At 66.3% G+C, this 16,856-nt stretch carries 18 protein-coding genes; 10 read left to right on the forward strand and 8 right to left on the reverse strand.

The window, feature by feature from the left end; genetic code table 11:
• Positions 1 to 72: 72 nt before the first annotated feature.
• Positions 73 to 903: an amidohydrolase family protein gene (locus B215_RS0100060; RefSeq protein WP_026008782.1), complete on the reverse strand. Its 831-nt coding sequence runs from the start codon at positions 901 to 903 to the stop codon at positions 73 to 75.
• A gap of 171 nt (positions 904 to 1,074) precedes the next feature.
• Between B215_RS0100060 and B215_RS19295 the strand changes: the two genes are divergently transcribed.
• Positions 1,075 to 2,334, forward strand: coding sequence for an SDR family oxidoreductase (locus tag B215_RS19295; protein WP_019367577.1), 1,260 nt, complete (start codon positions 1,075 to 1,077; stop codon positions 2,332 to 2,334).
• Between the two features lie 12 nt (positions 2,335 to 2,346).
• On the opposite strand, the gene B215_RS0100070 is transcribed toward B215_RS19295, so the two are convergent.
• Complete coding sequence (locus B215_RS0100070) at positions 2,347 to 4,194, reverse strand: CocE/NonD family hydrolase (protein ID WP_019367578.1); 1,848 nt, start codon at positions 4,192 to 4,194, stop codon at positions 2,347 to 2,349.
• A gap of 83 nt (positions 4,195 to 4,277) precedes the next feature.
• The gene (glpX, locus tag B215_RS0100075; protein ID WP_026008783.1) at positions 4,278 to 5,246 is read right to left on the reverse strand and encodes a class II fructose-bisphosphatase; all 969 of its coding nucleotides are present in this window, start codon (positions 5,244 to 5,246) and stop codon (positions 4,278 to 4,280) included.
• A gap of 158 nt (positions 5,247 to 5,404) precedes the next feature.
• On the opposite strand from glpX, the gene B215_RS0100080 reads away from it, so the two are divergent.
• Both B215_RS0100080 and B215_RS0100085 read left to right on the forward strand, forming a co-directional pair.
• The gene (locus B215_RS0100080; protein WP_050990095.1) at positions 5,405 to 5,758 is read left to right on the forward strand and encodes a hypothetical protein; all 354 of its coding nucleotides are present in this window, start codon (positions 5,405 to 5,407) and stop codon (positions 5,756 to 5,758) included.
• Positions 5,759 to 5,826: 68 nt separating this feature from the next.
• Entirely contained in the window at positions 5,827 to 6,153 is a 327-nt protein-coding gene (locus tag B215_RS0100085; protein WP_050990093.1) for a hypothetical protein, read from the forward strand.
• 7 nt (positions 6,154 to 6,160) lie between these two features.
• Here the strand turns inward: B215_RS0100085 and B215_RS0100090 are convergent, their stop codons facing one another.
• From B215_RS0100090 to B215_RS0100100, 3 genes are all read right to left on the reverse strand, one after another.
• Complete coding sequence (locus tag B215_RS0100090; RefSeq protein ID WP_019367582.1) at positions 6,161 to 7,453, reverse strand: homoserine dehydrogenase; 1,293 nt, start codon at positions 7,451 to 7,453, stop codon at positions 6,161 to 6,163.
• Between the two features lie 136 nt (positions 7,454 to 7,589).
• Entirely contained in the window at positions 7,590 to 8,537 is a 948-nt protein-coding gene (locus tag B215_RS0100095; protein ID WP_019367583.1) for an isopenicillin N synthase family dioxygenase, read from the reverse strand.
• 93 nt (positions 8,538 to 8,630) lie between these two features.
• Positions 8,631 to 9,122, reverse strand: a complete 492-nt coding sequence (locus tag B215_RS0100100; RefSeq protein ID WP_019367584.1) for a hypothetical protein — start codon at positions 9,120 to 9,122, stop codon at positions 8,631 to 8,633.
• 104 nt (positions 9,123 to 9,226) lie between these two features.
• On the opposite strand from B215_RS0100100, the gene B215_RS0100105 reads away from it, so the two are divergent.
• The 7 genes from B215_RS0100105 to B215_RS0100135 all read left to right on the forward strand — a co-directional run bounded on the left by B215_RS0100105 (position 9,227) and on the right by B215_RS0100135 (position 14,192).
• Positions 9,227 to 10,462 (forward strand): multidrug effflux MFS transporter, encoded by a 1,236-nt coding sequence (locus tag B215_RS0100105; RefSeq protein ID WP_019367585.1) that lies wholly within the window; start codon positions 9,227 to 9,229, stop codon positions 10,460 to 10,462.
• A 79-nt stretch (positions 10,463 to 10,541) separates the two neighbouring features.
• Positions 10,542 to 10,883, forward strand: coding sequence for a hypothetical protein (locus B215_RS0100110; protein ID WP_019367586.1), 342 nt, complete (start codon positions 10,542 to 10,544; stop codon positions 10,881 to 10,883).
• Between the two features lie 118 nt (positions 10,884 to 11,001).
• The gene (locus B215_RS0100115) at positions 11,002 to 11,406 is read left to right on the forward strand and encodes an ExbD/TolR family protein (RefSeq protein WP_019367587.1); all 405 of its coding nucleotides are present in this window, start codon (positions 11,002 to 11,004) and stop codon (positions 11,404 to 11,406) included.
• Between the two features lie 31 nt (positions 11,407 to 11,437).
• The gene (locus B215_RS0100120; protein WP_019367588.1) at positions 11,438 to 12,100 is read left to right on the forward strand and encodes a hypothetical protein; all 663 of its coding nucleotides are present in this window, start codon (positions 11,438 to 11,440) and stop codon (positions 12,098 to 12,100) included.
• Positions 12,101 to 12,109: 9 nt separating this feature from the next.
• Positions 12,110 to 12,517, forward strand: a complete 408-nt coding sequence (locus B215_RS0100125; RefSeq protein WP_019367589.1) for an acyl-CoA thioesterase — start codon at positions 12,110 to 12,112, stop codon at positions 12,515 to 12,517.
• A 67-nt stretch (positions 12,518 to 12,584) separates the two neighbouring features.
• Positions 12,585 to 13,277 (forward strand): extensin family protein, encoded by a 693-nt coding sequence (locus B215_RS0100130; protein WP_019367590.1) that lies wholly within the window; start codon positions 12,585 to 12,587, stop codon positions 13,275 to 13,277.
• Positions 13,278 to 13,316: 39 nt separating this feature from the next.
• Complete coding sequence (locus B215_RS0100135) at positions 13,317 to 14,192, forward strand: LOG family protein (RefSeq protein WP_019367591.1); 876 nt, start codon at positions 13,317 to 13,319, stop codon at positions 14,190 to 14,192.
• Between the two features lie 9 nt (positions 14,193 to 14,201).
• On the opposite strand, the gene B215_RS0100140 is transcribed toward B215_RS0100135, so the two are convergent.
• Positions 14,202 to 15,227 carry an alanine racemase gene (locus B215_RS0100140; RefSeq protein ID WP_037512597.1) on the reverse strand — a complete coding sequence of 342 codons (1,026 nt, stop codon included), beginning with the start codon at positions 15,225 to 15,227 and terminating at the stop codon, positions 14,202 to 14,204.
• Between the two features lie 9 nt (positions 15,228 to 15,236).
• Complete coding sequence (locus tag B215_RS0100145; RefSeq protein WP_019367593.1) at positions 15,237 to 16,823, reverse strand: MFS transporter; 1,587 nt, start codon at positions 16,821 to 16,823, stop codon at positions 15,237 to 15,239.
• Positions 16,824 to 16,856 lie beyond the last annotated feature (33 nt).

Here is a 16,856-nt window from a genome sequence, read left to right on the forward strand (position 1 = left end):
CGGTCTCCTGCCCGTGCCTTGCCACGCAGTTTCGCGCATACGCAAGGGCATTTGCGCTAGTGAAACACTACTTTAAACTGGCGTGATTGCATACGCAGCCATCGCGTTACCGCCGAAGATTGCGGGCGCCGCATCGGGGCAGTGGCGCGCGACGAACCGTTCGACGATATCGAACGTATCGCGATAGCGCCCCGCCAGTATGCAAACCGGCCAATCGGATCCCCAGACCACCCGATCGGTGCCGAACTGGGTGAAGACATGCTCCAGATAACGGTCGAAATCGGCGGGCCGCCAAGCGGCGTGATCGGCCTCGGTGATCAGCCCCGATACCTTGCAGAACAGCGTGGGGTGGCGCGCCGCCGCCGCAATCTGATCGGCCCAAGGCTGCCACGCCCCGGCACGGATATCGGGCTTGGCGGCATGGTCCAGCACCAGCCGGCCGGATCCGCAGCGATCGAGGAAGCGGGGCAGCGTCGCCAGCTGTGCGGCATTCACCAGCACGTCATAGGTAAGGCCCTGCGCCAGCACCGCGCGCACCCCGGCGACAAAGGCATCGCCGAGCAGGAAATCGGCGTCCAACTCGTCCTGCACGACATGGCGATAGCCGAGGATCGCCTGCCCTTCCCGCCGCGCCAGCAGATCGGCAATGTCCGGTGCGCGCAGATCGATCCAGCCGACCACGCCGGCGATGCGCGGTTGGCGCGCGGCGCAGGCGAGCAGAAAATCGGTTTCGACCTCGCTCTGCCGCGCCTGCACGGCAATGGCGCGATCGACGGCCGCGGTCTCCATTGCCGCCGCCAGCGCGTCGGTATCGAAATCGCAGGCGATCGCGCTGTCCGGTTCGATCCAGCCGAACGCGTCCATGGTGTAGGTCCAGAGGTGGTGGTGAGCATCGATCCGCATCGGCCATCGATAGCGCATGCGGCGGGCCGGGAGAATGGGCCGCGCGCCGCCATGCGTTCGTTGGCCGCGCCCCCTGCGACTTTCCCAAAATTATTTGTTCGCAAGGATTTGCAACCCCGACGCACTTGCCCGGTTGTCTTGCCTGAACCCTGCCCGATATGGAGACGGAACATGCCCCCAGCTGCGCGTGCTGCAATTCGCGACGGCCGCGCCGCGCACCGCCCCCGGCTGGCGGTGATCACCGGCGCATCGAGCGGGATCGGGCTGGCGACCGCAGAGCTTCTCGCCGCCCGCGGCTGGCGGCTGGTGCTGGCCGCGCGCGACGCCGATGCGCTGCAGGCTGTGGCCGAACGCTTGCGCGGCACGGCGGCGGGCGTGCACGTGATCGCCACCGATGTGGGCAATGCAACGGCGGTGCAGGCGCTGGCGCAAGCCGCCCTGGGCTTGGGCGGCGCGATCGACCTGTGGTTCGCCAATGTCGGCATCGGCGCGGTCGGGCGGTTCGAGCAGGTGCCGGTCGACGCGCACGAGCAGGTGCTGCGATCCAACCTAATCGGCCATCTCTACGAAGCCCATGCGGTGCTGCCGATCTTCCTCGATCAGCGCCATGGCATTTTCGTCAACATGATCTCGATGATCGGCTTCACGGCGGCACCGCTGGGGGCGGCCTATTCCGCCAGCAAGTTCGGGCTGATCGGCCTGTCGAAATCGCTGCGGGCGGAGCTGACCGCCTACGCCGACATTCACATCTGCGACGTCTATCCGGCACTGGTCGACACGCCCGCGCTGGCGCACGCCGCCAACTATACCGGCAAGAAGATCCGCCCGCCAACGCCGATGCTGGATCCGCGACGCGTAGCAGCGGCGGTTGCGCGGCTGGCGGACCATCCCCGCCCCACCACCCTGGTCGGCGCGCAGACATGGGCGGCGCGGATAGGGCATGCGCTCGCACCCGGCTTGAGTCTGGCGCTGATCGATCGCTGGTTCGAAAGCTATTTCGCCGGTGCGGAACGAGTGGCGACCACGTCGGGCAATCTCTTCCAGCCGCCAGGCGACGAGAGCCGTGTCGATGGTGGTTTCCGGCGCCCGGTCCGCCGCCGCCTTCCCCTATTGCTCGCCGCCGGGGCCGTCGGCGCTATTGGCGCGGCCGTCCTGCTGCGCCAGCGCCGCGTAGTGGGCAGCGATCCATCCACCGCTAAGGAATTTCCGATGACCGAGAATCCCTCCCACGAACGCAAGGACGACGAACAGCGCACCCATGCGGTCGATGCCCAGCAGCCGCTGCCGCGCGAGGGCCGTGTAGATGCGCTGGCTGGGCCGCAGCCGGACGGCATCCCGATGACCGGCGAGGAAGACCCGCTGGTGGAAGTGGAGCAGTTCAGCGACGCGGTACGCTGCTTTTCGGCGAGCGAGCGGGGCAAGGACGGATAGGGTTCCGTCCCGTCAGCGCACCACCGGCAGCGTCACCGCCGATCCAGCGCACACCCGCTGAGTCGCCTTCTGATAGTCCTCCGGCCTGGCCTTGTAGATGTTCGGCACGAAGGTCTGCGGGTTGCGGTCGATCACCGGGAACCAGCTCGACTGCACCTGCACCATGATGCGGTGGCCCTTCTTGAACACATGGTCATGGTCGCGCAGGGGAAAGTCCCAGGCCGTGACTTGATCCGGCACCAACGGCGTCGCCTGTTCGAAGCTCTTCAGATAGCGGCCGCGGCGGATTTCCATCGCGATCGGCAGCTGGTAGCCGTTCAAGCCCTTCGCATAGGCGCCCAGCGCGCTCGGCGCCTTCTCCACATTCTCCGGAAACACGTCGATCAGCTTGACGACGAAGTCGCTGTCGGTGCCGCTGGTCGAAGCCATCAGCTTGGCGGTCACTCCGCCGGTGACGGTCAGGTCGTTCTCCAGCGGCGCGGAGACGTAGCTGAGCACGTCGGGCCGGTCGTCGACGAAGCGCTGGTCCTCCGCCTCCCACCATCGCCAGTCGGGCGTGGCATAGGTGGCGGACATTGGCCGAGGGCGAAACGGCACCGGGCGCGCCGGATCACTGACATAGTCGCGGCAGCCCTCGCCCTGTGTCGGCGCGGTGAAGCTGAGCGAACCGTCGCCGTGCAAATACAGGTTCGTCGCCTGCGCATTGGCGAGTGGATAGCTTTGGTAGGTCTTCCACTGCCACGAGCCCGACTGAAAGCTCTTCAGCGCGAAGTCCGGCTTGGTGCCGGTTCCGTGCAGCCAATAGGCGAAGAACGGCGCCTCGATCTGCTCCATGAACTGGACGCCGCTGTCGACGCCGAACGGAATCCGCCCGAGGCTGTTCGCCGGCGTATGCCAGGTGCCGTGTGCCCAGGGACCCGCGACCATCAGCGCCAGCTTGTCCGGATCGTTCTGGCGCTGCTTTTCCCAGATCTTCCAGCTGCCCCAAGGATCTTCCTGATCCCAGTATCCGGCGACGTTGAGCGTCGGCACGCTCGTCTTGCCCAGGCCGTTCGACCAGACCTGCTTCTTCCAGTGATCGTCATAGTCCGGATGCTCGATCATCTCGCGGAAGCGGGGCACCCGGCCCTTGAAATACTTCTTCTCGATCTCGTCCGGAGAGCCGGCGTGGAGGAACCAGTCATAGGTGTCGTAGCGATCGTACACGTTGATGCCGTCATTGGTCTTGTCGGCCTGCAGGCTGTTCACCCAGTCGGTGGCGTAGGTCAGCCGCATCGCGCCCCAGCGATGAAGATCGTCGTTCTTCCAGTAATCGATCCAGGCCGCCTGCGGGCTGGTCGCCTTGAGCGCCGGATGCGGCTTGGCAAGCGCGATGGCGGCGGGGAAGCCGGGGTAGGAGACGCCCCACATGCCGACCTTGCCGTTGTTGGGCTTTACGTTCTTCACCAGCCAGTCGATCGAGTCATAGGCGTCGGTCGCCTCGTCGACCGCGCCCTTCCCGGTCTTTACTTCGGTGGAGAGCGTGAAGGGGCCGCCTTCGGACTTGAAGCGGCCCCGCATGTCCTGGAACACGAAGATATAGCCGTCGCGCACCAGCGGCGCCCAGCTGTTCGGCACACGCCCCGGCGCAGCATCGGGCGAGCCATAGGGGCTGCGCTGGAACAGGATCGGCAGAGGACCCTTGGCGCCCTTGGGGCGGAGGATGACGGTGTGGAGCTTCACCCCGTCGCGCATCGGGATCATCGCCTCTTCGAAGGTGAAGGGCGCTTCGGTCGCGGTGGGGGCAGGCTGGGGCGGCGCTGCGGCCGCCAGAGGTGCGGCAAGCGCCGCAAGTGCTACCGTAACCAGCCAGTGCCGCATCTTCGTCGATCCCCCAGAAAGCGAGGGTGACTTAGTGCGGCAAGACGCCGCCGGGATCAAGCCGGCGGCGCCCTTGTCGCCAATCAGTCGATGCGGTGTTCGCCCTTCACCCAGCGCACCGTGCCCGAGCTGGCGCGCATCACCACGCTCTCGGTGGTCATCTTGCCGCGCACCCGCTTGACGCCAGCGAGCAACGAGCCGTCGGTCACGCCGGTCGCCGCGAAGATGCAGTCGCCCTTGGCGAGTTCCTCGAGGCTGTAGACCTTGTCGAGATCCTCGATGCCCCATTTAGCGGCGCGAGCGCGCTCATCGTCGTTGCGGAAGACGAGACGGCCCTGGAACTGGCCGCCGACGCAGCGCAGCGCAGCGCAGGCGAGCACGCCCTCGGGTGCGCCGCCCTGGCCCATATACACGTCGATGGTGGTGGTCGGGTCGGTAGTGGCGATCACGCCGGCGACGTCGCCGTCCGGGATCAGCATGATGCCGCAGCCGATGCTGCGCAGCTCCGCGATCAGCTTTTCGTGGCGGGTACGATCGAGCACGCACGCGATGATCTCGCTGGGCTTCACCCCCTTCGCCGCGGCGATGGCATGCACATTCTCGGTGGGCGTCTTGTTGAGATCGATCACGCCTTGCGGATAGCCTGGGCCAACGGCGATCTTGTCCATGTAGACGTCGGGTGCGTTGAGCAGGTTGCCTTCCTCAGCCACGGCCAGCACCGCCAGCGCGTTCGGCCCGGCCTTGGCGGTGATCGTCGTGCCTTCGAGCGGATCGAGCGCGATATCGATCTTCGGGCCCTTGCCGATCGCGGAACCGACCTTTTCGCCGATATAGAGCATCGGCGCCTCGTCGCGCTCGCCTTCGCCGATGACGACGGTGCCGTCCATGTAGAGCTGGTTCAGCGCCTCGCGCATCGCCTCCACAGCGGCGGCATCGGCGGCCTTTTCGTCACCCCGCCCGATCAGGCTGGAGGCAGCAATTGCGGCGGCTTCGGTGACGCGCACCATTTCGAGCACCAGGACACGGTCGAGTACATGGCTTGCGTTCGTCATCGGATTCAACATCCCCTCGTTCGATGTTGCGATGCGATAGGGGGCCAGGCGCAGCATGTCGAGGTTGCTAACGTTGTCATGTTCTCCTTGCGCGACTTGATGATTTCTTGTCGATTCAGCGCTACAATTTTGGGGATTCGCACCTGGGGGTCGAAGCCATGTTGCTGCCGCTGCTGTTGCTTGCCCAGACCAGCGCTGTTTCGAGCGCCCTTACCGACTATCGCACGCGCACCCGAGCCGAAATTCCTTGCCGAACGTCGGATGACCAGGGCGAGATCATCGTCTGCGCGCGGCGCGAGGCGGATCGATACCGGGTACCCTTCGTCTCCGCCGCCCCGGGGCGCGAGGGCGACGCGGCGCGGCTGAACCTGCTGATCGGCGATCCCGATCAGCAGGGCATCACGCCCTGCGGCCAGGGCGCGTTCACCGTGAAGTGCGGGTCGGTCGGGCTGGCCGCCACTGTTGGGGCCGATGGACAGGTCCGCTATGTCCGACGCGAGCCGGCGCCCTGATCACTGCAGATCCACGCAACCACGTACGCTGCGGCGCGTTGCGGGGAATGGGGACAACAGGAGGGCCTATGTTGTTGATCGCTCTAGCATTGCAAAGCGCCGCCATCGCCAGGCCTGCCGTGACGCCCGCCCGCCCGAAAATCACCAGGGCGATGCTGCGCCGCTCCGCTCGTCCCGCCGCGCCCGCAACCGCATCGCTGCTCGGCGCGTGCCGCACTGCCGAAAGCTGCGAGCGACACAGCCCGACCACCCGCTTCCGCCTCACCGCAGCGCGCGATCCGATGATCGATCGCAAGCTGGAGATGGTTCGCGCCGCCTCCGGCCCGAGCTGCGGGCTGATCGGGATGCCGGTATGCCCGGCACGCGGCCGGCGGCTGCTCCACTTCGCCTATTGAGGCGTTCTCACGCGTCGAGGATGTGCATCCACATCGGCTCGCCGGTGAGGCTCTGCGAGCCGCGCAGCTTCTCCAGCGCCTGAGCGATGCTCCACTCGGGCGCCTCGTGCGTGACGATGGCGACGAGCGCGCTGCCGTCGGGGCTCACGCCGCGCTGGATCAGGCTTTCGATCGAAACGCCCGCGTCGCGCATCGCGGCGGCAATTTCCGCCAGCACGCCGACGCGGTCCGCCACGGTGAAGCGCACATAGGATCGGCCGCGCCGCTCGCCGCTGTCCGCCGCCGGCTGGGCGACGAGCGCATCCGCCGGCATCGCATAGGGCGCGCCGAACTCGCCGCGGGCGATGTCGATCAGATCGGCGACCACTGCGCTGGCGGTCGGGCCATCGCCCGCGCCTGCACCCTGGAACAGCAATCGACCGACGAAGTTGCCTTCCGCCACCACCGCGTTGGTCGAACCCGTCACATGCGCGAGCGGATGGCTGAGCGGCACGAGATGCGGGTGGACGCGCTGGAACAGCCCGTGCGCACCGGCATCGGCGATGCCCAGCAGCCGCACCCGGTAACCGAGCGTCGCCGCCTCGGCGATGTCGGCCGCCAGGATGTGGCGGATGCCGCTCGCCTTCAGGTCGCCAAACGCCGGCTGGGTGCCGAAGGCGAGGCTGGCGAGGATCGACAGCTTGTGCGCGGCATCAATGCCGTCGATGTCGAAGGTGGGGTCCGCCTCGGCATAGCCGAGCGCCTGTGCCTCGGCGAGTATCTCGGCGAAGTCGCGGCCCTCGGCCTCCATCTTGGACAGGATGAAATTACAGGTGCCGTTGAGGATGCCGTAGACCCGACTGATCGCGTTGGCCGCAGCACCTTCGCGCAGTCCCTTGATCACCGGCACGCCCCCGGCCACGGCAGCTTCGAACTTCAGCGCCACCTGCGCGCCTTCGGCGATCTTGGCCAGTTCCAGCCCGTGATGCGCGATCATCGCCTTGTTGGCGGTTACGAAGCTCTTGTTCGCACCCAGCGCCGCGCGGGCGAGCGCCAGCGCCGGGCCGTCCGACCCGCCCACCAGTTCCACCACCACGTCCGCCTGGGCGTGGCGGGCCAGTTCTACGGGATCGTCCACCCACTCGAAGCGCGACAGATCGATGCCGCGATCCTTGCTGCGATCGCGAGCGGAGACGGCGACGACCTCAATGGGCCGGCCCGCGCGGCGCGTAATCAGCTCGGCATTGGTGTCGAGCAGGCGAATCCCGCCGCCGCCCACCGTTCCGAGCCCCGCCAGTGCCACGCGCAACGCTTCCGCCATTCGTCGTTCCTCTGAGTGTCTACAGCAAGGCGGCGGCAGAAGCGCTATCGCTCCGCCGCCGCTGGGTGTTCCCTAGCGTCTTCCGTTCACGGAATGGAAGACAGATTTTGTCGCGCTAGCCCGCTTTCGCGATCGGTTATTTCTTGATGAGGCCAATCTCCACCAGTCGCTCGTGCAGATAGTCGTGCGCGGTGATCGGCTCCGGATACCGGTTCGGGTTGGCATCGCTGATGCAGCCCGGCAATGTCTTGATCAGGAAATCGGGCGCCGGATGCAGGAAGAACGGCATCGAATAGCGCGAATGGCCGCGACGCTCCGCCGGCGGGTTGACTACCCGGTGCGTCGTTGACGGCAGGACATGGTTGGTCAGGCGCTGCAGCATGTCGCCCACATTGATCACCATAGCGCCTTCGGGCGGCTTGATGGCCATCCACTTGCCGTCGCGGTCGAGCAGTTCGAGGCCCGCTTCTTCCGCGCCAAGCAGCAGGGTGATCAGGTTGATATCCTCGTGCGCGCCGGCGCGAACTTCGGGCGCGTCGGCTGCAACTGGCGGATAGTGAAGCAGGCGCAGCACCGAATTGCCGTCCTTCACCGCCGGATCGAACCAGTCGGGGGCGAGTCCCAAATACCGCGCCACTGCCGACAGCAGCCGGTCGCCGGCGGCATCGAACGCGGCGAACAGCTCGACAAAGGTTTCGCGGAACCCTTCCGGCGCCGCCGGCCACACGTTCGGCGCCATCACCTCGGCGAAGCGGTGGCCGGCGGCCAGCTCGCGCCCGATGTGCCAGAATTCCTTCAGGTCGACATGGCTGGCGCCTTTGGCGATCTCGGTCTTGAACGGGGTGTAGCCGCGAGCGCCACCGCCGCCGGGGATGAAATAGCCGCGCTTCTCTTCCTCCGGCAGGTCGAAAAACGCCTTGGTGAGGCGCCAAGCGCGCTCGATCAGTTCATGCGGCACGCCGTGATCGCGCACCACCGCGAAGCCGAACCGCTGAAAGGATCCGCCGAAGGCCTGAGCGAAGCCATCGGGATCGCCGGCCTGCTCCCGCAGCGACAGCACCGGAATTTCGGCTAGGGTATCCAAGGTAATCTCTCCGAACACAAAGCTTGTGGTTAGACGCGGCGGCCGTGGCGGCACAAGCTTGGGAAACTTCCCGATGGCGGCCGCCGCGGCGCCTCAGCGGCCGACCTGCATCAGCCCCTTGGTCTTGCCTTCGCCGGCGCTGCCGAGCTGCAGGGCAAAGGGCGTGCCGTCTTCGGTGGTGCCGATCAGATTGGCGTCCTTGGTCGTTACCTTGAACCCTTGCTTCGTCATGTTGTCGCGAAACCAGTCGCGCACCACCGTAGGCTCGGCGGGGCTTTCGAACTCGACGATCACCTTGCCGTCTCCCGTCTTGTCGCGCTCGCCCCCGTTCAGCTTCAAGTTGCGCAGCGTGGAACCCGGATAGAGCGTGACGCCCTCGATGTCGAAATCCTTGGCGTTGAGCGCAACCTTGGGCAGCGTGATTGAGCCTTCGATGCCCGGCGCCTTGATCTGCACGCGGCCGCTTTCGTCCGTGGCGATCACTGCATTGCCATCGGCATCGTTGTCGTCGATCGAAATGCTCGAGCCCCCATTGCACGCGGCAAGCGCGGCGGTCAGCAACAGCGGGACGAGATAGCGAGTCATCGAGACAATCCTCCGGTGGTTCCGAATGGCAATGTTGGTGTGGGCGGGCTTCCGTCAACCCGAAAAGGGGTGACGCGCCCGTAGCCTTAGGCCATTGCGGCCGAATGGATTCGCCGTCTCGCAGCATCGCCCCGGCCCAACAGGCGCCGCTTGGCTTCGCCGAATTCGTGACGCTGGCCGCCGCGTTGATGGCGCTGACCGCGCTCGGCATCGATTCGATGCTGCCGGCGCTGCCTGCGATCGGCGAGAGCCTGGGCGTCGATTCGGCCAATCATCGCCAGTTCGTCATCACCGCCTTCCTGATCGGATTCGGCACCGCCCAGCTGATTTATGGCCCTTTGTCCGATCGCTATGGCAGGCGACCGGTGCTGCTGATCGCGCTCGGCTTCTATGTGGTGACCAGCGGCATTGCTGCCCTTTCCGGCAGCTTCGCGCTGCTGCTGGTGTCGCGCGTGGCGATGGGCACTGCCGCGGCGGGGTCGCGGGTGGTGACGGTGGCGCTGGTGCGCGATTGCTATGCCGGGCGGGCGATGGCGCGGGTGATGAGCCTGGTGTTCATCGTGTTCATGGCGGCGCCGATCTTCGCTCCCGCCGTGGGCCAGGCGATCCTGTCGGCCGGCGGATCGTGGCGCACGATCTTCTGGGGCTGCGGTGCGATCGGCGCGGCGGTGTTCCTGTGGTTTGCGCTCCGGATGCCGGAGACGCTGGGGCGGGAGAACCGTCAGTCGCTGCACCCGATGCGGGTGATTGCCGATTACGGCACGATGCTGCGCGATCGCGCGGCGGTGGGCTACACCATTGCCACCGCGCTTCTTTCCGGCGCGCTGTTCGGCTTTATCGGTTCGGTGCAGCAAATCATGTCCGACGTTTTCCACCGCCCCGAGCTCCTGACGCCGGTATTCGCGACGGTTGCGGGTACGATGGCGGTGGGATCGTTCCTCAACTCGCGCATCGTGATGCGATTGGGCACGCGGGTGATCTCCCACACGGCGCTGGTGGGGCTCACTCTGGTAGCGGGGGTGCATCTGCTCGTCACGCTGCTGGCGCTGGAGACGCTGTGGAGCTTCGCCATCCTGCAGGCACTGATGATGGCGTGCTTCGGCCTCGCCACGTCCAACTTCTCGGCGATGGCGATGGAGAAGATGGGCGCGATTGCCGGCACCGCCTCCAGCCTGCAGGGCTTCGTCACCACGCTGGCGGGGGCGCTGATCGGCGCGGCGATTGGCCAGGCCTTCGATGGCACCACCGTTCCGCTGTACAGCGGATTTCTCCTAATGGGCGGCCTGTCGATCGTGGTAGTAGCGATCACCGAGCGCGGACGGATGTTTCGCCCCAGCTGACTCGGGAACGGAGCCGGGGGCCCCGCCGTTGCGCTTTCCGACCTCGCGATTCCCGCGAGGCAAGCGATGAGGTTTGGCGATGGGCGGCATTCAGGGTCCCGGCGACGACGGCTATGACGCGGAAGGCTATGACGAGAGCCAGCGCGCAGAAATTCTCGAGGTGACGGGCGATGGGCCGGACAACGGCGCCATGCTTACCGATCTCAACCCCGACCTTGGCGGCCGCGAGGACGAGGACGACGATCTCGACGAACTCTCCATGGAAGACGACGAGATCGGCGAGGAAGACGACGCCGCCGAGGAGGATGAGGACGACCTCGACGAGGACGACATCCAGGACGATTTCGACGACGACGATGTCGATGACGAAGATCTGGACGAAGAACTGGACGACGGCGACGACGTCGCACTCCGCCCCTGATAAGCATTCGCATGGCGCGACGCGGTGGGACCGTTCCCCCCCCCGTCGCGCCGCTTTCTAGGCTTGCGCCACACGCCGGTAGCGTTACGATATACCGTAGCAACATGGAGCTGAGGACATGCGCAAGTTCGTGCCTGCCACCGATGCCGCACCGATCGGCGCGATCAACGTGACGCCGTTCATCGATGTGATGCTCGTGCTGCTGATCGTGATGATCCTGAGCATGCCGATGGTTTCTCACAAGGTCCCGGTCGACCTGCCGAGCGGCAAGGGTGTGCCGAGCGACGACGCCACGCACCGCCTGGCGATCGACCGGGAGGGAGCGTTGTTCTGGGATGGAGCGCCCCTGGCGGACGCAGCGCTGCCCGCCAAACTTGCCGGCCTGCGCACCGATGCCGCCGTGCTTCATCTGCAGACCGATCCCGAGGCGCGGTACGAGCGGTTCGACACCGTCCTCGCGACGATCAAGCGCGCTAACATCGTCAAGCTGGGCTTTGTCGGCAACCAGCCGCTTCCCGATTGAGGAACCCGCGCATCCGATTCTTCGTTCGCAAATGTCCAAAACGAAAGAACATTGGATGCGCCTGACCCCTGCCCTGCTCGCCGTCTCCCTCGCCGCCTGTTCGAGCGGTGGCGAGCCAGCGGGTGAGGGAAATGCAGCCTTCAACGCCCTGCCTGCCGCCAACGCGGTGCAGCCGGACAACGCCGAGGCGCCACTGGAGCCGCTATCCCCACCGGCGCCGGGGCAACCCGGCGGGTTGCCCGACGATCGGACGCCGGTGAGCGAAGCGCCCTTCACGCCCGACAGCGCACAGGGCGCGGCCAATGTGGTCCAAACCTATTATGCGCTGATCGAGGCGGGCCGATACGCCGATGCCTGGGCGCTGTGGAGCGACGGTGGCAAGGCGTCGGGAGGCGATGCCGCACAGTTCGCGACGCGCTTCGCAACCTATTCCGAATATCACGCTAATGTGGGCGCCCCGGGCGCGATCGAGGCCGGCGCGGGCCAACGCTATGTAACGGTGCCGGTGCAAGTCTATGCCCGGATCCGGGCTACCGGGAAGCCCTTCTACCAACTCGGCGCTGTAACCCTGCACCGGACCGGCGACATCGACGGGGCGACGCCCGAGCAGCGCCAATGGCGGATCCGCGCGATCAAGTTCGAGGACGATCCGGGCCGACCGACAATAGCTGTCCCCGGCGGTGATCATCGCTAGATTGGCGCCATGGCCCGCTTCTCTCGCACCATCACTGCCGGCTCGGCCGATATCGACGAACTGGGGCATGTGAACAACGCCGTCTGGGTCGCGTGGATTCAGGACATTGCCGTGGCGCATTGGAATGCACGCGCGACCGAAGCCGAGCGCGATGCCTGCGTCTGGGTCGTGACGCGGCACGAGATCGACTATCGCGGCAATCTGCGCGCCGGCGAGCAGGTGACAGCCGAAACCTGGATCCCCGATCCGCCACGCGGCGCACGGTTCAACCGCCACGTCCAGTTCCTGTCCGGCGACGGCAAGGTGCTGGTGGCGGCGGTGACCAGCTGGGCGCTGCTCGATCGTGCCAGCGGCCGGCTGATGCGCGTGCCGGCCGAGATGGCCGATCGTTTTCGCGAGACCGCCACCGAGGCCTGACGAAGCGACTCGCACGCGCGACGGGCGGTGGTTCGCGCCAGCACCGATTTGCCCTATCCTGCCACCAATGGTTTCCCGGCGCGTCCCCCTTTCGCTGGCGGCTTTGGCGCTGCCCTTGCTGCTTTCGGCCTGCCTGTTCGGCAGCGGCGGCAGCGAAAAGCGCCCCGCACAGAGCCGCCAGCCTTCGCGCGGCCCGATCACGCTCCGCGAGCCCACGCCGCGCGACACGCAGCAATGCTTTACCGATCTTTCTCGCAGCGGCATTCGCTACAGCCCGTTGCCCGATCGCGATTTCGGCGGCGGATGCGTGGTGCGCGGCGCCGTGCAGCTGCTGGACATCGGCGTGCCGGTGAGTGGGATCAAGTCGATGCGGTGCCCGCTTGCCCGCGCCTTCACTGGCTGGGTGCAGTTCGCGGTCGCACCGGCGGCGCGGCAGATGCTGGGCAGCGATCTGGTGCGGGTGGAAACCTTCGGCACCTATTCCTGCCGCGCCGTGGTTGGGCGGCCCGAATCCGCGACCAAGCTGTCTGAGCACGGGCTGGCCAATGCCGTCGACGTTTCCGGCTTCGTGCTGAAGGACGGCCGGCGCGTGACGATCCTGCGCGACTGGCAATCCTCCGACCCTGCCGTCCGCCGCTTCCTGGAGGCAGTGCACGGATCGGCCTGCAAGCGCTTTGCGACGGTACTGAGCCCACGCTACAACGCGGCGCACCGCGATCATTTCCACTTCGACATGGGGCGCGGGCCCTTCTGCGCTTGACGCTTTCCAAGCGCGCCGGAACGTCCTAATCGGCCTTGGATGAGTGACACGAGAGTCCCGTCGCGCGTCTTCCGTCCCGCCCAGGAGGAAGCGGAAAGCGCCAATACCGCCACCGGCACCCCGCAGACCGAGCACCCCGCCTATCGCTTGGCGTTCCAGGACATGGACTTCCTGCTGCGCGAGGATCTGCGGCCGATCCGCTTCCAGCTGGAACTGCTGAAGCCCCAGCTGCTGCTGGACGAAGCCAATATTGCCTCCACCTTCGTGATCTATGGCTCGGCTCGAATTCCGGAGCCGGCCAAGGCAGAAGCCGTGCTCGCGCTGGCCGAAACCGAGCAGCAGAAGCGGATCGCGAACAGCCTGGTCGCCAAGTCGAAATATTACGACGTGGCGCGCCGGCTGGGCCAGATCGCCAGCAACTTCCCGCTCGATGCGGCGGGCAAGCGCCACTTCGTCGTGACGTCGGGCGGCGGCCCGTCGATCATGGAAGCAGCCAATCGCGGCGCGCAGGATGTTGGCGCGGAGACGATCGGGCTGAACATTGTGCTACCGCACGAACAGGCGCCGAACCCCTATGTCACGCCGTCGCTGAGCATGCAGTTCCACTATTTCGCGCTGCGCAAGATGCACTTCCTGCTCCATGCGCGCGCGGTGGCCGTGTTCCCGGGCGGGTTCGGCACCTTCGACGAAAGCTTCGAACTGCTTACGCTGATCCAGACCGGCAAGATCGATCCGATCCCGGTCCTGTTCTACGGAAAGGAATTCTGGAACCGCGTCGTCAATTTCGAGGCGCTGTGCGAGGAAGGCGTGATCTCCCCGCGCGACCTGAACCTGTTCCACTTCTGCGAAACCGCTGAAGAGGGTTGGGAAATCGTTCAGGACTTCTGGCGGAACAAGGAAAAGCCGGCCGCCTGAGGGCGCCGGCTATTCCCATATCCGATCGAACCGTGCGCCCAGGCCGGTCAGCAGCTCATATTGCGAGAGTCCGCTGACTGCCGCGGTTTCAGGCAGGTCATAGTCGATCGCGACCCAGTCGCCCTCGCTCAGGTGCGGCGCGGCGTCGACGCTCAGCGCGGTCAGGTCCATCGAGATGCGGCCTAGCACGGGCAGCACCGCATCCCCTGCCCGGCCGCGCCCGCGATCGGAGAAGCAGCGCAGATAGCCATCGGCATAGCCGAGGTTCAGGATCGCCACTTCCATGTCCCGCGGCGCGGTGAAAGTGGCATTGTAGCCGATCGTCTCGCCGGCGGCGACGCGGCGCCGCTGCAGGATCTGCGCTTCGGGCGTCGCCACCTGGCGAATGCCGGCATGGCCGTCGCGATATCGGCCGCCATAGAGCGCAATGCCGGGACGGGTGAGATCGAAATGATAGTCTGGCCCGAGCGCGATGCCCGCGCTGTTCGCCAGGCTCATCCGTCGCGCGGAGGTGCGGCCGGCCAGCGCGGCGAAGCGATCACGCTGACGACCATTCAGCGGCACATCCTCCTCCGCCGAGACCAGATGGCTGAGCAGCGTATCGATCGCGAGCCCGTCGAGCAGCCCTTGGGCAACCTGTTCGGGCGAAACGCCCAGCCGGTTCATGCCGGTATCGACCATCACGTCGCAGTTGCCGCCGCCAGCCTCGCGCCAACGCCGCACCTGCTCGGCGCTGGCGAGGACCGGGCGAAGCTGGGGCGGGCGATCGGCGAGGTCTTCGGCACGGATGCCGTGAAGCACGGAGAGGCCGACGCCCAGATCGGCCAGTGCGCGCGCCTCGCTCCAGGTAGCGACGAAAAAGTCGCGGCAGCCCGCCGCCGCCAGCCGCTCGACCACGCCCCGCGCACCCAGACCATAGCCGTTCGCCTTCACCGCCGCCCCGCACGCTGCGCGGCCACTCAGCCCATCGAGCAATCGCCAGTTCGCGACGAGGGCGGCAGCGTCAAGGCGGAGACGAAGCGGAGAGGGGATCATGCCCCGCGGTTAGCGCCCTCGTTCGCGCAACGCCACCGTCTCCTTCAGCCCCAGCATCGTCACGACCAGCGCCATCGCCACCACTGCCATGGTGTACCACAGCCCTGCCACCGGGTTCCCGGTGCGCGCGACGATGTACTGGCTGATGAAGGGAAGGAAGCCGCCGAAATAGCCGGTGCCGATGTGATAGGGGATCGACATCGACGAATAGCGGATGCGTGAGGGGAACATCTCGCTGAGCAGCGCCGCCACCGGGCCGAAGGTGGCGCCGCACAGTGCCATCAGCACCGTCATCGCCACCAGGATCATTGCGATGTCGAGCGGCGGCGGCACGATGCGGTCGAAGCGATAGCCGGCATCCTTCAGCGCGGCATCCACCGCAGCCGGTTCTGTCTGCGGCACGACCTGCCCGCCGATCGTGACGACCACGCTGGGCGCCGTGTCGGTGGTATAGATCACCCCGCGCTTCGACAGGTGGTCGAGCATCCGTCCGCATTCGTCGCGCTGAACGGCCGCGAAGGGATCATAGGCGCAGTGCGGGCCGGAGACGACCACCGGCGCGCGCAGCGCCGCCTTGGCCAGGCTCGGGTTTGCCGCACTACCGATCACGTAAAAACAGGGGAATAGCAGCAGCAGCGTCAGCGCATAGCCGATGACGATCGGCGGCTTGCGACCTACCCGGTCAGAGATTTTCCCGAACAGGATGAAGAAGCCCACCCCGATAAGCGCACCTGCGCCGGTGATCAGCTGCGCCGCCGTCTGGTCCAGCCGCATCGGGCCGGAAAGGAAGGACAACACCGAAAACATCGACGTGTACCAGATCACGGTCAATCCGGCGGCGATGCCGAACAGCGCGACCGCAAGCCGGCGCTTGTTGCCGGGATAGGTGAAGCTTTCAAGGAACGGGTTTCCCGCGGTTTCGCCTGCCTCCTTCATCGCTCTGAAGACCGGGCTTTCGGAAAGCTTGAGGCGCATCCACAGCGAAATCGCCAGCAGCACCATCGAGAACAAGAACGGCAGCCGCCAGCCCCACGCATCCCAGACCGGCGCAAAACCGAGCTTGAACAGCAGCACCACCGCCAGGCTGAGGATGAAGCCGCCAACGACGCTCGCCTGGATGAAACTGGTATGATAGCCGGCGCGGCCGGGCGGAGAGTGTTCCGCCACATAGATCGCGGCGCCGCCATATTCGCCGCCGAGCGCCAGCCCTTGTGCAACGCGCAGCACCAGTATCAGGATCGGCGCGATTGCACCGATCGTCGCATAGCCGGGCACCAGCCCGATGCCTGCGGTGGCCAGCCCCATCAGGGTGATGGTGACGAGGAAGGTGTATTTCCGCCCCATCCGATCCCCCAGAAAGCCGAACAGCACGGCGCCGAGCGGCCGAAAGCCGAAGCCCACCGCAAAGGTTGCCCAGGAAAGCAGCGTCGCCATCACCTCGTTCCCGGAGGGGAAGAAAGTGCGGCCGAGGATGCCGGTAGCGGTAAGCGTGCCCCAGATGAAGAAATCATACCATTCGAACACGGTGCCGAGCGACGATGCGCCGATCACCATCCGCATCTCGCCCGCGGTTGGTTCGCGAACCCCCTCCGTCATCCTGTTCTTCCTCCCAGCCCGCGCCGGTTTTAC

This window comes from Sphingomonas sp. ATCC 31555, assembly GCF_000282895.1.
Classification (GTDB): Bacteria; Pseudomonadota; Alphaproteobacteria; order Sphingomonadales; family Sphingomonadaceae; genus Sphingomonas.